This is a genomic window from Bradyrhizobium sp. WBOS07, from assembly GCF_024585165.1.
GTDB lineage: Bacteria > Pseudomonadota > Alphaproteobacteria > Rhizobiales > Xanthobacteraceae > Bradyrhizobium > Bradyrhizobium japonicum_B.
In genome coordinates, this window is the sequence record NZ_CP029008.1 from 1,350,422 (window position 1) to 1,364,322 (window position 13,901).

Here is a 13,901-nt window from a genome sequence, read left to right on the forward strand (position 1 = left end):
GCTCTCGTAGGGTGGGCAAAGGCGCAAAGCGCCGTGCCCACCGCGTTTTTGGAGTTGGGCGCGAACGGTCGGTCCAATTGCGTGCCCCGGACGCTGCGCGGCACGAAGTGACGCGCTGCAGCCGGGCCCATCTTGCGGCATGCTGGGTCCCGGCTCTGCGCTTCGCTGCGCTGGTCCGGGACACGCGAGCTCAGCCCGGCGACGGCGTGCTGTAATTGGTGAAATCGATCTTGAACATGCTGGGATCGAGCTTCTTGCTCGAATCCAGGTTGTAGACCGCGATCGTGGTGTCGTAGCCCTGCGGGTCGGTGACGGTCCACTGCTTGAGCTGGCCGTCCTTGGCGCCGAACATCAGCAGCAAGCGACTGGTGCCGACCAGCGCCTGCTTCTCCTCGATGGTGACACTGACGAAGACGTCGTCGGCGGAGACGTTGACGACGTTGGTGTCCTTCATCAGGTCGATGCGGTCGGACAACAGGAAGCGCAGCGGCGTCTGCGACAGCGGATAGACGTCCTGCGTCGCGAGCTTGCGGTCGCGCACCACCAGGGACGATCCGTCGGCGACGATGTCGATCGGGCTCGGCGCATCGTATTCGAAGCGCACCTTGCCCGGCTTCTGAATGTAGAAATCGCCCTGCGTCTTGCTGCCGTCGGGGCCGACCTGGACGAAATTTCCGACCAGCGTCTGCAGCGACGACAGATAGGCGCTGACCTTGGCCGCTTGCGCCTTCTGGTTTGCATCGAAGGTCTGGAAGATGCTGCTCGGCACGTTGCGGCGCGGATCCGGGATCACCGGAACGGGTGGCGTCTGCGTCGCGCCGGTGACAGCGGGACCACCGCCTCCGGACCCCGCACCATCACGGCCCTTCGGCGCGGGTTTCGGCACCGGCACGGACTGCGCGAGCGACGTCGCGGTCATCATCGCGGCAGCGACGAGCAGCACGCCGGCCACGCGCGCGCTTCGCGCGGCGATATCGGCAGCGAATCGAATGTCCGGATGTCTGATCAACGCGTCGTCCTGTATGGCTAGGCGCCTTTTAGCGTGATTTCGGGCAAAAGCAGATATCGATTTTGCGTGAAATGATGTTTCGAGGCGACCGCCTCACATATGGCTGTCTTCTTCCTCGACCAGAATCTCGCGCTTGCCGGCGTGGTTGGCGGGTCCGACGATGCCTTCCAGTTCCATACGCTCCATCAGCGATGCGGCGCGGTTGTAGCCGATTTGCAGGCGGCGCTGGATATAGCTGGTCGAGGCCTTGCGGTCGCGCTTGACGATCGCAACGGCCTGCTGGAACAGATCGCCGCCGCCGTCCGCGCCCATGCCGCTGGCGTCGAACACGGCACCGCCGTCCTCGTCCTCGCTCGGCTCTTCGGCGGTGACGGCCTCGAGATATTCCGGCTGCCCCTGCGTCTTGAGGTGACGCACCACCTTCTCGACTTCCTCGTCGGAGGCAAAGGGGCCGTGCACGCGGCTGATGCGGCCGCCGCCGGCCATGTAGAGCATGTCGCCCTGGCCGAGCAGCTGCTCGGCGCCCATCTCGCCCAGGATCGTGCGGCTGTCGATCTTGGAGGTCACCTGGAAGGCGATGCGGGTCGGGAAGTTCGCCTTGATGGTGCCGGTGATGACGTCGACCGACGGACGCTGCGTCGCCAGGATCACGTGCAGGCCGGCGGCGCGCGCCATCTGCGCCAGGCGCTGCACCGCGCCTTCGATGTCCTTGCCGGCGACCATCATCAGGTCCGCCATTTCGTCGACGATGATGACGATGTAGGGCAGCGGGTCGAGCGAGAGCTTCTCTTCCTCGTAGATCGCCTTGCCGGTCTCCTTGTCGAAGCCGGTATGAACCGTGCGCGTCGGCTCCTCGCCCTTGGCCTTCAGCTCGAGCAGGCGCGTGTTGTAGCCGTCGATGTTGCGCACACCGAGCTTGGCCATGTTCTTGTAGCGCTCTTCCATCTCGCGCACGGCCCATTTCAGCGCGACCACCGCCTTCTTCGGGTCGGTCACGACGGGCGTGAGCAGATGGGGAATGCCGTCATAGACGGAGAGCTCGAGCATCTTCGGATCGACCATGATCAGCCGGCACTGGTCCGGGCGCAGCCGGTAGACCAGGCTGAGGATCATGGTGTTGATGGCGACCGACTTGCCCGAGCCCGTGGTGCCGGCGATCAGCATGTGCGGCGTGCGCGCGAGGTCGATGATGACGGGATCGCCGCCGATGGTCTTGCCGAGGCAGAGCGGCAGCTTGGCAACCGTATCGGCGGCCTCCTTCGCGACCAGCAATTCGCGCAAATAGACCTTTTCGCGATGCGCGTTCGGCAATTCGATGCCGATGGCGTTGCGGCCCGGCACGACGGCGACGCGCGCCGACAGCGCGCTCATCGAGCGCGCGATGTCGTCGGCAAGCCCGATCACGCGCGACGATTTGATGCCGGGCGCGGGCTCCAGCTCGTACAGCGTGACGACGGGGCCCGGATTGGCTTTGACGATCTCGCCGCGCACGCCGAAATCCTGCAGCACGCCTTCGAGCGAGCGCGAATTGGTCTCCAGCTCAGCCTTGCTGAGCGGCTGGCGATCGCCGGCCTTCGGCGCCGCCAGCATGGAGACGGAGGGAAGGTCGAACTTGTCGGAGGATTTCTTGGCAGGAGCCTTCGGCGCAGCCTTCTTGCGCGGGGCGCGCGCGACCGGCTCCTCCTCCTCTTCTTCCTCGTCCTCGTGCTGATCCTCGTAGTCGTCGTCCTCGGATTGCGGCGAGATCGGGGGCGCGGCGCGCCCGCCGCCGAGATTCGGCTCCTGGCGGCTGAACGCCACGGCCTTGGTCTTCGGTGCGCTCGAGACCAGCGAGCGGTAGGTGGCACCACACAGCCAGACCAGCCGCGCCTTGGTGCTCATCAGCGCATGGAACAGCCAGCCCAGCGACACCGAGCCGCGATCGCCTTCCTCGTCTTCGTCGAGCGGCTTGTCGTCGTCCTCGATCTCGCTGTGCTCCTCGTCGTGCTCACGGGCGCCAAGACCGCAGGCGATCAGGAAGGTCGCGGCCATCGCGGCGAACAGGATCGTGCCGAGCACGATGCGGTAGATCGTGCCGGCAGGCCCGAAGATGACGGCGGGCGCGCGCACCAGGGCGTCCCCGACCACGCCGCCGAGGCCGGTTGGCAGCGGCCATGCGCCGCCATGCGGCCAGCAGCTGACGAAGCCCGCCGCGAGCACCGCGCAGAGAACCCAGGAGCCGAGCCGCAGCGCTTCGCGGTCGAACGGGCGATGCGTCATCATGCGCCAGCCCCAGACCGCGACGGTCAGGACCAGCATGATGGCGCCGAGCCCGAGGATCTGCATCGCAAGATCGGCGCCGATCGCGCCGGCATAGCCGAGGATGTTGCGGATCGGCCGCGAGGTGGCGTGGCTGAGGCTGGGATCCTGCACCGACCAGGTCATCAGCGCGGCCGATGCAACGCCCGCCAGCCCAATCAGGCCGAGGCCGGTGAGCTCGCGCATGCGCCGCGCCAGACCCTCGCGGATCGATGGCGGCAAATGGCCGACCAGTGGAATGACGCGTTCGATTGCCGACATGCTCATGGGCCCGCCTAACCCAGAGTCTCGACCAGGCGGTGCAGCGCCTGCGCCGTGGTCTCGCTGTCCTGCACCAGTGCGAGGCGAATGTAGCCCGCGCCGGGATTGAATCCGTCAGGCTGCTGCCGCGCCAGGAAGCTGCCGGGCACCACGCGCACGCCGGCTTCCCGGAAAAGCTTGAGCGTCACGGCCACGTCGTCGCCGATCGCGGACGTATTGAGCCAGACGCAGAAGCCGGCATCTGGGCGGCGATAGCCGTAACGGTTGCCGATGATCTGGTCGGCGAGGTCGAACTTGATCCGGTAGAGCCTGCGGTTCTCTTCGACATGTGCTTCGTCGCCGTAGGCAAACGTCGCGACATGCTGGAGCGGCACCGGCACCTGCGGTGCGGCGATGTTGCGCAGTTCCAGGAACATGCCGATGAACGTCTTGTCGCCGGCGGCGAAGCCGACGCGCAGGCCCGGCAGGTTCGAGCGCTTCGACAACGATTGGAACGCGGCCACGCGGGTGAAATCGGGGCCGGCACATTCGAGCGCGCTGCCCGGTGCTTCGCGGGTATAGATCTCCGAATAGCACTCGTCGCTGAGGATCATGAAGCCGTAGCGGTCGGCGAGGCGCTTCAGCCGCGTGAAGTAATCGCGCGAGGCGACCGAGCCCTGCGGATTGGCCGGCGAGGCCAGGTAGAACGCCACGGTGCGCGCCAGGGTCGCCTCGTCGATGGCATCGAGATCGGGCAGGAAGCCGTTGTCGATCGTGGTCGGCAGATAGACCGGCTCGCAGGCTGCAGCCAGGGCGCCCGCGCCATAGACCGGATAGAACGGGTTCGGCATCAGGATGGCGGGCTTGCCGGGGCGCGGGCCGACATAGCGCGCCGCCGCGATCGCGGCGAGGAATAGCCCCTCGCGGCTGCCATTGAGGACGAGAATCTCGGCTTTGGGGTCGAGCGGCCGCGGCAGCTTGAAGCGCGACGACAGCCAGGTGCTGGCGGCCTGGCGGAACGGCTCGGTGCCCTGGTTCATCGGGTAGCGGCCGAAATCGGCGATATGCTTGGCCAGCACCGGCCCGACGAAATCAGGCACGGGGTGCTGCGGTTCGCCTACAGCGAGCGAAATCAAGGGCTTGCCGGGCTGATGCGGCGCCAGCAGCTCGTTCAGCCGGACGAAGGGCGAGCGTTCGTTGGGGCTTCCACCGGCCTGCGGCGCGCGGGATGAAGCGGTCATGACCATTCTGGGCGCCAGTACTCTTGGAACGGCCGGTCGCGCACCACGGCGCCGGCGGGAAGCGGTTCAGTTCACCATAGATAGGGCGAGGTTAAGACGCGATTAACCATCGGCCGCCGCCTCCGTCCAGAGCAGGAATATTGAGGCCGGATAACAACGGGATGCGTGGCGCTTGACCGCCCCCCTTCTCGCCCCGCGCGGTGCCCGATCACGTCGACGCGGATATTCCGCCAACGTTATGGCCGGGCTTATCGAGCTTCGCGTTCTCAACGCCCCGGAATGGCAATCCTTTTCTTCGGCGCACCGACCAAAAGAAAGGGGCTCCAGCTTGCGCTGGAGCCCCTCAACGGTCAGGGCATTGCCGGGTATGTGCCCGAACCGTAGGTCGGGGCGCGATCCCCGAAGGAGCCGCGCCCGGGAGGAGTTACATGTTGTAGGCGCGCTCGGTGTGCTCGGTGATGTCGAGACCTTCACGCTCGCTTTCGACGTTGGTGCGCAGACCGACGATCACGTCGACGACCTTGTAGAGGATCGCCGAGCCGACGCCCGACCACACCAGCGTGGTGACGACGGCCTTGATCTGCGCCAGCATCTGCACGGCGAAGTCGTAATCGGCAACCTTGGGCGGGATCGCGGTGTAGTCGACGATGCCGGCGCCGCCGAGGGCGGGGTTGACGAGGATGCCGGTGCCGATGGCGCCGACGATGCCGCCGACGCAGTGCACGCCGAACACGTCGAGGCTGTCGTCATAGCCGAGCGCGTTCTTCACGACGGTGCAGAAGAACAGGCAGACCACGCCGACCACGAGACCGAGGACGATCGCGCCCATGACACCGGAGAAGCCGGCGGCAGGGGTGACGGCCACGAGGCCTGCGACGGCACCGGAGATGACGCCGAGCACCGAGGGATGACCCTTGATGATCCACTCCGCGAACATCCACGACAGCGCGGCGGCCGCGGTGGCGACGAAGGAGTTGGTCATGGCGAGGGCAGCGCCGCCGCTGGCTTCGAGGTTGGAGCCGGCGTTGAAGCCGAACCAGCCGACCCAGAGCAGCGAGGCGCCGATCATCGACATGGTCAGCGAGTGCGGGGCCATCAGCTCCTTGCCGTAACCGACGCGCTTGCCGATCAGGAGAGCGCCGACGAGGCCCGCGATGCCGGCGTTGATGTGCACCACGGTGCCGCCCGCGAAGTCGATCGCGCCCATCTTGAAGATCCAGCCGGCGTCGGCATTGAGCTCGTCGAGCTTGGCCTGCGCCGCGGTCTTGGCCGCCGCGTCAGTGGCCGCAGCGAGCGCCTTGGCCGCGTCCTGGATCAGATCCGGACCCTGCCAGTACCAGACCATGTGCGCGATCGGGAAATACACCAGCGTGACCCAGAGCGGGACGAACAGCGCGATCGCCGCGAACTTCATGCGCTCGGCGAAGGCGCCGACGATGAGGGCGGGCGTGATCGCCGCGAAAGTCATCTGGAAGCACACATAGATGAGCTCCGAGATGTTGGCGTCGACCGAGAAGGTCGCCGCCTTGGTGTCGGTGGTGACGCCCATCATGAAGGCCTTGGAGAAGCCGCCGATGAAGTCCGAGCCGCCGGTGAAGGTGAGGCTGTAGCCGTACACGGCCCAGATCACGGTGACGACGCAGACGGTGTAGAACACCTGCATCAGGACGGAGAGCATGTTCTTGGAGCGGACGAGACCGCCGTAGAACAGGGCGAGGCCGGGGATCGTCATCAACAGGACCAGCACTGTCGATGTCATCATCCAGGCGTTGTCTCCCTTGTTGATTGTTGGCTCGGCGTAGGCTGCGGTCGCAGCGAACAGGCCGACTGCGAGAGCCGCCAATCCCGCGCCATAGGGACGCTTGAACGTCATAATATTCACTCCTGCTTGGATAAGGTTGAGCGCGAAATCAGAGGGCCGCGGCATCGGCCTCGCCGGTGCGGATGCGCACCGCGTGGTCGAGGTTGATGACGAAGATCTTGCCGTCGCCGATCTGTCCGGTTTTCGCGGCGGACGTGATGGCGTCGATGGTCTTGTCGACCTGGTCGGAGGCGACAGCGACCTCGATCTTGATCTTGGGCAGGAAGCTCACGGCATATTCGGCGCCGCGATAGATTTCCGTATGGCCCTTCTGGCGGCCATATCCCTTGACTTCCGTCACCGTGAGACCATGAACGCCGATGGCGGTCAGGGCGTCACGGACTTCTTCCAGCTTGAATGGCTTAATGATCGCCATAACAATTTTCATGGGTCCTATCCCCGCTTGGGCCCGGTCCGGACATGGCCGGGCGTTCTCGACTGGTTCGCCACGAGGGAGAAGTTCACTACGCGGGCACAGCCAGGACCCCTAGAATCAAATGCCGTGCCAGATCAGGCATGTTGCCTAACGGACTATGAAAACGGGGGTTTTCGCGTTTGACGGGTATTGCAGTGCGGTGCGCCATTCCGTCGCGCCCAAAACGTGATCATGCCTGCTTAAAACGCGAGCACGACAGGCTGCCGACACAATGTTGCTCATGTGTCGGGCAGCGAAAAGGTAATTTTGTAGCGTAGGCGCTTATTGCAGGGCTTCGCCGTGCTGCGAAATATCCAGCCCCTCGAGTTCCTGCTCACGGGATACGCGCAAGGGCACGAACAGGCCGACCAGCTTGAGCAGGATGAAGCTCACGCCTGCCGACCAGACGAAGGTGATGGCGATCCCATAGAGCTGGATCAGCAATTGCTGCGGATTGCCCTCGAAAAGGCCGGCGGTGCCGCCGATGGCGCTGGTTGCGAACACGCCGGCGAGCAGGGTCCCGGTCAGGCCGCCGATGCCGTGGACGCCGAACACGTCCAGGGAATCGTCATAGTTGAAGCGGTGCTTCAGCCAGGTGCAGGCCCAATAGCAGGACGCGCCGGCAATGATGCCGATGACGATGCCGTGCCAGGGCGCCACGAATCCGGAGGCCGGCGTGATGGTGCCGAGCCCGGCCACCGCGCCGGAGATCATGCCGAGCACGGAGGGCTTGCGCCGCGTCGACCATTCGATCGCGCCCCAGGTCAACGCGCCGGCGCAGGCGGCGAGGTGCGTTGCGATGATCGCCATCACCGCGCGTGAATTGGCCGCGCCCGCCGAGCCGCCGTTGAAGCCGAACCAGCCGACCCACAACAGGCCGGTGCCCATCACCGCAAGCGAAAGATCGAACGGCGAGAGATTTTCGCTGCCGTAGCCGTGGCGCCGCCCCATCACCCTCGCCGCAACGAGGCCGCCGGTGCCTGCAGACAGGTGCACCACCAGGCCGCCGGCGAAATCGAGCACGCCCATGCTGCTGAGGAAGCCGCCGCCCCACACCCAATGCGCCAGCGGAATGTAGACGAAGATGAACCAGGCGACGGAGAACAGGAGATAGGCGGAGAACCGCATCCGGTCGGCGACCGAGCCCGCGACCAGCGCCACCGTGATGATGGCAAAGGTCATCTGGTACAGCATGAACAGTGCTTCCGGGATTGTCTTCGCCGCCGGATTGACGCTGTCCATGGTCATGCCGGCGAGAAACCAGCGGTCGAGCGTGCCGATCCACGGGCCATCGCCGACGAAGCACAGCGAATAGCCGAACGCGACCCAGAGAATGGAGATCAGCGCGACAGCGGCGAGGCTCTGCGCCATGGTGGCGAGCACGTTCTTCTTGCGCACCATGCCGGCATAGAACAGCGCAAGGCCCGGGATCGTCATCATCAGCACCAGCGCGGTGGCGACGGTCATCCAGGCGGTGTCGGCGGCGTTGATCTCGCTGGCCGCGGCTTGTGCGGGCGCAGCCATGAGCAGCGCAATTCCGATCGGCGCAGCCATTGCAGCTGCGCGGCGCAAAAATCCCGCCATATCGTTCCCCCCGGCATCAATTGGCGTCGCACCTCTGGCGTCGTTGCCCGGTGCGATCGAAGAAGCAATATCAGAGCGTTCTCGCGCGAAGTGGATCCCGGCTCGCGCGAAGAAGACGCGTCAAGACAAGATCCTAGAGCGCGTCGCTGTCGGTTTCGCCGGTGCGGATGCGCAGCGCGTGATCGATCGGCGTGACGAAGATCTTGCCGTCGCCGATCTGCCCGGTTCGCGCGGAGGCGGTGATCACACCCACGGCCTTGTCGGCGATGTCGGAGGCGACCGCGATCTCGATGCGCAGCTTGGGCAGGAAGTTCACGACATATTCGGCGCCGCGATAAATCTCGGTGTGGCCCTTCTGGCGGCCATAGCCCTTCACCTCAGTCACGGTCATGCCGTGGACGCCGATCGCCGTCAGGGCCTGGCGGACCTCGTCGAGCTTGAAGGGTTTGATGATCGCGACGACGAGTTTCATGGTCAGGCCTATTCCCCGGGGTGCGGCGCGCCGTATGTCCCCGGCGCTGCGTCAATCTGGCATCTTTCCGGGCAAATGGCACAAAAAACTTGCAGTTTGAAGCGGAAAAACGTTTGGCCAAGGGCGGTCATGTGAATGGCCGCCTCTGTACAGGGCAAGTGTTCATCCTTCACAATGCATTTTCGGCATGGATGCGGTGAACCCGGGCCTGCCAGGCGGGACATAAGTATTTTGAGGGGGACGCTTCATGGCGAGTTGGTTCTACGCATCCGAAGGCAAGCAGCAGGGGCCCTTTCCGGAAGGGCAATTCCGCGATCTCGTCGCCCAGGGGGTGGTGCGCCCGGACACGCTGGTGTGGACCGAGGGCATGGCCGGCTGGCAGAAGGCCGCCGAAATTCCCGGCCTGGTCGGGGGCGGCGGCGCGCCGCCGATGATGCCGGCGGGCGGCCCGCCGATGATGGGTGCCGGTGGCTATGCCGGCGGCGGAAGCGGTGGATCGCTGGCCGTCGATTTCGGCATCCTCGAGTTCACCTGGCGCACGCTCGTGCTGGTGATCGGCTCGTGCTTCATCATCCCGGTGCCGTGGCTGTTCGTCTGGTACACGAACTGGATCGTGCCCTGCTTCAAAGTCCCGGGACGACCCAATCTCAGCTTCACCGGCAGTGCGATGACGCTGGTGCCCTGGTTCTTCGGCTTCATCGGTCTGGCGATCGCCCTCGGCTTCGTCGGCAGCGAGATCCTGAGCAACCTGCTGTTCGTCGTGCAGATCGTGCTCTACTGGCTGCTGATCAAATGGATGATCGCGAACCTCGCCTCCAACGGGCAGCCGCTGGGCTTGAGCTTCACCGGCTCGGTCTGGGCCTATATCGGCTGGAATCTGCTGTTCGCAATTTCGATCATCACCATCATCGGCTGGGCCTGGGTCGCCGCAGCGCAGATGCGCTGGTTCTGCCGCAACATCGAAGGCACGCGGCGCGAGATCGTGTTCACTGGCTCTGGTCTCGACATCCTCTGGCGCGGGATCGTCGCTGCGATCCTGTGCAGCCTGATCATCCCGATCCCGTGGGTCTATCGCTGGATCATGAACTGGTTTGCCTCGCAGACCGTGCTCGCGCCGCGCGGCTCCGTCGCAGCCTGATCCGGAAAGCCTCGAACGCGAGACCTCGCGTTCGAGGTGATCACCCCTTCCGCTCGCGCACCGAGCCTTCCTGCGCGACGGAGGCAACCAGCGTGCCGTCGGGCTTGAAGATGGAGCCGCGGGTGAGGCCGCGGCCGCCGCGCGCGCTCGGCGAATCCTGCGCGTAGAGCAGCCATTCGTCGGCGCGGAACGGGCGGTGAAACCACATCGCGTGGTCGAGGCTCGCCGGCATCATGCGCTTGTCGAACAGGGTGCGGCCATAGCGCGCCATGATCGCATCCAGCAGCGAGAAGTCCGAGGCGTAGGCGAGCGCGCACATGTGCAGCGCCGGATCCTCCGGCAGCGTCGCCGCGGTCTTGATCCAGACATGGATGCGGCCGTCGTCGATCTTCTGGCCGAAATAGCGACCGAGCTCGACCGGGCGCAGCTCGATCGGCCGATCCGATTCATAATAGCGGCGGATGAACTCCGGCATCTCCTTGAACATCGGCTGCTTCGCCACCTCCTCCGCCGTGAGCTTCTCCGGCGGCGGCACGTCGGGCATCTTGTCCTGGTGGTCGAAGGCGCTTTCCTCCTCGGCATGGAACGAGACCATGATCGAGAAGATCGCGTTGCCGTGCTGGATCGCGGTGACGCGGCGGGTCGAGTAGCTCTTGCCGTCACGCAGGCGTTCGACCTGGTAGATGATCGGAATCTGCGGATCGCCCGGCAGGATGAAATAGCAATGCAGCGAATGCGGCAGGCGCCCCTCGACGGTGCGGCAGGCCGCGACCATCGCCTGCCCGATCACCTGACCGCCGAACACGCGCTGCCAGCTGGTCTTCGGGCTGTTGCCGCGGAACAGGTTCACCTCGAGCTGCTCGAGGTCGAGGATCGAGATGAGGTCGATGAGGCTTTTGGACATGAACACAGCTCTCTAAAGTCGCCATTCCAGGATGCGCCGGAACGGCGCAGGCCCGGAATGACACAATGGGGGCCGTTCCGCCCTCGTTTCACCGCACTGTTTCGCCCAGCTCAAGTCTGCTAGCAAGGCCGAGAATTGGCCGGGAAGCTTGGTATGTCGGTACAGGGTAGCATTGTCATTGGTGGCGGCGCGTTTGCAGGGCTCGCGCTGGCCCTGGCGCTGCGCCAGGGGCTCGGACCCGAGATTCCCGTCATCGTCGCTGATCCCGCGCTCGGCACCCGGCCGAGCCGCGATCCCCGCGCCACCGCGATCGTGGCCGCCTGCCGCCGCCTGTTCGAGGCGATCGGCGCCTGGGACGAGGTCAAGAGCGAGGCGCAGCCGATCCTCGACATGGTCGTCACCGATTCCAGGCTGGAGGACGCCACCCGACCGGTGTTCCTCAACTTCGCCGGCGACGTCGCGCCGGGCGAGCCCTTTGCGCATATGGTCGAGAACCGCCGCCTGATCGACGCGCTGACGGCGCGTGCGGAAGCCGAGGGCATCGATCTTCGTGCCACGACCGTCGCCTCCTACGACGCGCGTCCCGAAGGCATCGACGTGACGCTCGGCGACGGCAGCGTGATTGCCGCCAGCCTGCTGGTCGCCGCCGACGGCGCGCGGTCGAGGTTGCGCGAGCGCGCCGGCATTCCAACCCATGGCTGGGAGTACGACCAGTCCGGCATCGTCGTCACCGTCGGCCACGAGCGCGACCACGAGGGCCGCGCCGAGGAGCACTTCCTGCCGGCAGGCCCGTTCGCGATCCTGCCGCTCTCGGGCAAACGCTCCTCGCTGGTGTGGACCGAGCGCCGAGCCGAGGCCGCGCGCATCGTGGCGCTCAGTGACGAGGAATTTCACGCCGAGCTCGAGCAGCGCTTTGGCCTGCATCTCGGCGAGGTGAAGCCGCTCGACAAGCCGCGCGCCTTCCCGCTGTCCTATTTCGTCGCGCGCTCCTTCATCGCCACCCGCCTCGCGCTGGTCGGCGATGCCGCCCATGTCATCCACCCCATTGCGGGCCAGGGTCTCAACATGGGGCTGAAGGATGTCGCGGCATTGGCCGAGGTCGTCGTCGATGCCGCGCGGCTCGGCATGGATATCGGCGCGGCCGACGTGCTCGAGCGCTACCAGCGCTGGCGCCGCTTCGACACCATGGCGATGGGCGTTGCCACCAACTCGCTGAACTTCCTGTTCTCGAACCAGTCGACGCTGCTGCGCACGGTCCGCGACATCGGCCTCGGCCTCGTCGACCGCGCCCCGCCACTGAAGAACCTGTTCATTCGCCAGGCCGCCGGACTGACCGGCGAGGTGCCAAGATTGTTGAAGGGCGAGGCGTTGTAGGGGCGAATCGCGAGTAGCGATTGGTGAGTAGGTCCATTCGCTATTCGCTACTCCCTATTCGCTCACATTCAATCGATCTTGCGCGCCTCTTCCGGCAGCATGATCGGGATGCCGTCGCGGATCGGATAGGCGAGCTTGGCGCTGCGCGAGATCAGCTCCTGCCTTGCAGCATCGAACTCCAGCGGGCCCTTGGTCAGCGGGCAGACGAGAATCTCCAGCAATTTGGGATCGACGCTGGCTTCGGGACGTTCGGTGGGCGCGTTCATTGGGGTCTCCGGCGATCGGCTGCCTCTAGCACAGAATTTCGCGCCCGCCCATCGCGGCGCTCAAGCCGTGACCATCGTGAAGACCTCGTCGAGCAGGGCGTGGAGCCGGGCTGCCGGCATTGGCGCGCCCGACAGGGCAAAGCCGAGAAACGTCCAGTAGAGGATCTGTGCGCGGGCCTGCGCCGTCGCCGCCCCGAGCCCGCGCTTCGCCAGCAGCTGCTCGATATAGTCGAGCCTGCGGCGGTCGATTGCGCGTACGGCTGCTTGCGCCGCCGCGTCGAAGGCCGCCCAGTTGCGCACCGCGCGTTCGAGATCCAGCCGCGCGCCGAACGAGCGGCGCAGCAGCGCCTGCAGCGGCTCGTCGCCGGCGGCCTCGACGTCGGCGATGATCTGCTCCGCCGCGATCTCGCGCCAGCGCTTCAGCAGGGCTGCCTGGAACGCACCGAGATCGGCGAAATGCCAATAGAAGCTGCCGCGCGACACTCCCATGGCCCTTGCCAGCGGGTCGGCCTTGAGCGCGGTGAAGCCGCTTTTGGCCAGAGCCTTGAGGCCTTCCTGGATCCAGTCGTCGGCGGAGAGCTGGTCGGTCATGTCGGGGTCCCGGGATTTGACCATACACTAGTGTATTGACAGCCCGACGCAAGCGGGTGCATAACCGTACATCACTGTATGGAGATATGCTCATGCGCGACCTGCTCCTGCAATGTTCCGGCCTCGCGGCGATCGCGATCGCGCTGATCCACGGCATGCTCGGCGAGACCAAGGTGTTCACGCATGCCCGCATCGAGCCGCCGCGGCTGCGCATGTTGATCCGCCTGGTGTGGCAGGCCGGCACGGTGGCGTGGATCGGCGGCGGCGTGCTGCTGCTCGCCGCGCCCGGGATGGAGTCGAACCCTGCCCGGCACTGGATCGTCGCCACCTTCGCGGTCGTGTTCGGTTTTGCGGCCTTGGCCAACGCCTTTGCGACGCGCGGTCGGCATTTCGGCTGGGTGGGCATGAGCTTCGTCGTGGCGCTCGCCGTGGCCGGCTACTAGCGGCCGTACCTGGACCGCGAGGCTGCAGCGGCGGTCTAGGCCGCGCGCGCCCGGACAGCATTCGC

Annotated in this window: 13 protein-coding genes; 3 read left to right on the forward strand and 10 right to left on the reverse strand. The window is 65.8% G+C overall.

Going from position 1 to position 13,901, the window contains the following annotated elements:
* Positions 1-190: 190 nt before the first annotated feature.
* The 7 genes from DCM79_RS06355 to DCM79_RS06385 all read right to left on the reverse strand — a co-directional run bounded on the left by DCM79_RS06355 (position 191) and on the right by DCM79_RS06385 (position 9,120).
* Positions 191-952: an outer membrane lipoprotein carrier protein LolA gene (locus DCM79_RS06355; RefSeq protein ID WP_028133426.1), complete on the reverse strand. Its 762-nt coding sequence runs from the start codon at positions 950-952 to the stop codon at positions 191-193.
* A gap of 150 nt (positions 953-1,102) precedes the next feature.
* A complete protein-coding gene (locus DCM79_RS06360) occupies positions 1,103-3,574 on the reverse strand; it encodes a DNA translocase FtsK (protein ID WP_257179131.1) in 2,472 nt (823 codons plus the stop codon).
* Between the two features lie 8 nt (positions 3,575-3,582).
* Positions 3,583-4,794 (reverse strand): aminotransferase class I/II-fold pyridoxal phosphate-dependent enzyme, encoded by a 1,212-nt coding sequence (locus DCM79_RS06365; protein WP_257179132.1) that lies wholly within the window; start codon positions 4,792-4,794, stop codon positions 3,583-3,585.
* Positions 4,795-5,212: 418 nt separating this feature from the next.
* Positions 5,213-6,661: an ammonium transporter gene (locus DCM79_RS06370; RefSeq protein WP_257179133.1), complete on the reverse strand. Its 1,449-nt coding sequence runs from the start codon at positions 6,659-6,661 to the stop codon at positions 5,213-5,215.
* Positions 6,662-6,698: 37 nt separating this feature from the next.
* Entirely contained in the window at positions 6,699-7,037 is a 339-nt protein-coding gene (locus tag DCM79_RS06375) for a P-II family nitrogen regulator (RefSeq protein WP_008142813.1), read from the reverse strand.
* A gap of 309 nt (positions 7,038-7,346) precedes the next feature.
* Positions 7,347-8,648, reverse strand: a complete 1,302-nt coding sequence (locus tag DCM79_RS06380) for an ammonium transporter (protein WP_257179134.1) — start codon at positions 8,646-8,648, stop codon at positions 7,347-7,349.
* A 133-nt stretch (positions 8,649-8,781) separates the two neighbouring features.
* On the reverse strand, positions 8,782-9,120 hold the full coding sequence (locus tag DCM79_RS06385; protein WP_027535359.1) for a P-II family nitrogen regulator: 339 nt from the start codon (positions 9,118-9,120) through the stop codon (positions 8,782-8,784).
* 247 nt (positions 9,121-9,367) lie between these two features.
* On the opposite strand from DCM79_RS06385, the gene DCM79_RS06390 reads away from it, so the two are divergent.
* Complete coding sequence (locus DCM79_RS06390) at positions 9,368-10,258, forward strand: DUF4339 domain-containing protein (RefSeq protein WP_257179135.1); 891 nt, start codon at positions 9,368-9,370, stop codon at positions 10,256-10,258.
* A 40-nt stretch (positions 10,259-10,298) separates the two neighbouring features.
* Here the strand turns inward: DCM79_RS06390 and tesB are convergent, their stop codons facing one another.
* Positions 10,299-11,162, reverse strand: coding sequence for an acyl-CoA thioesterase II (tesB, locus tag DCM79_RS06395; protein WP_257179136.1), 864 nt, complete (start codon positions 11,160-11,162; stop codon positions 10,299-10,301).
* A 153-nt stretch (positions 11,163-11,315) separates the two neighbouring features.
* Between tesB and DCM79_RS06400 the strand changes: the two genes are divergently transcribed.
* Positions 11,316-12,536, forward strand: coding sequence for a ubiquinone biosynthesis hydroxylase (locus DCM79_RS06400; protein ID WP_257179137.1), 1,221 nt, complete (start codon positions 11,316-11,318; stop codon positions 12,534-12,536).
* A 68-nt stretch (positions 12,537-12,604) separates the two neighbouring features.
* Here DCM79_RS06400 and DCM79_RS06405 read toward each other — a convergent pair whose 3' ends face one another.
* The gene (locus tag DCM79_RS06405) at positions 12,605-12,802 is read right to left on the reverse strand and encodes a Trm112 family protein (protein ID WP_028133418.1); all 198 of its coding nucleotides are present in this window, start codon (positions 12,800-12,802) and stop codon (positions 12,605-12,607) included.
* Between the two features lie 60 nt (positions 12,803-12,862).
* Entirely contained in the window at positions 12,863-13,393 is a 531-nt protein-coding gene (locus DCM79_RS06410; protein WP_257179138.1) for a TetR/AcrR family transcriptional regulator, read from the reverse strand.
* 92 nt (positions 13,394-13,485) lie between these two features.
* Here DCM79_RS06410 and DCM79_RS06415 point away from each other — a divergent pair, with 92 nt between their 5' ends.
* Positions 13,486-13,836 (forward strand): hypothetical protein, encoded by a 351-nt coding sequence (locus DCM79_RS06415; RefSeq protein WP_257179139.1) that lies wholly within the window; start codon positions 13,486-13,488, stop codon positions 13,834-13,836.
* The last annotated feature ends 65 nt before the right edge of the window (positions 13,837-13,901 follow it).